This is a genomic window from Tatumella ptyseos ATCC 33301 (assembly GCF_000735525.1).
Classification (GTDB): Bacteria; Pseudomonadota; Gammaproteobacteria; order Enterobacterales; family Enterobacteriaceae; genus Tatumella; species Tatumella ptyseos.
In genome coordinates this window covers 1-222 of record NZ_JMPR01000086.1, presented here as the reverse complement: position 1 = coordinate 222, position 222 = coordinate 1, and the positions used below count along the sequence as shown (strand labels likewise).

At 49.1% G+C, this 222-nt stretch carries 1 pseudogene; it reads left to right on the top strand.

The annotated features are described in order from the left end of the window. Nucleotides 1-118 (top strand): annotated as a pseudogene (locus GTPT_RS16650) (IS200/IS605 family transposase); the annotation flags it as partial. Nucleotides 119-222: the final 104 nt, after the last annotated feature.

Below are 222 nucleotides of genomic sequence, written 5' to 3'. Positions count from 1 at the left end.
GGTAGGCAAGAACACGAAAAAGATACAGGAATATATAAAGCACCAGCTCGAAGCGGATAAAATGGGAGAGCAGTTGTCGATCCCTTATCCGGGAAGCCCGTTTACGGGCCGTAAGTAATCCAAAATGCAAATGTCAGATTGCGATGCGCCTGTTAGGGCGCTGCTGGTAAGAGAGCCTTACAGGCGCATTTGAAAAACCTCCGGCTATGCCGGAGGATACTT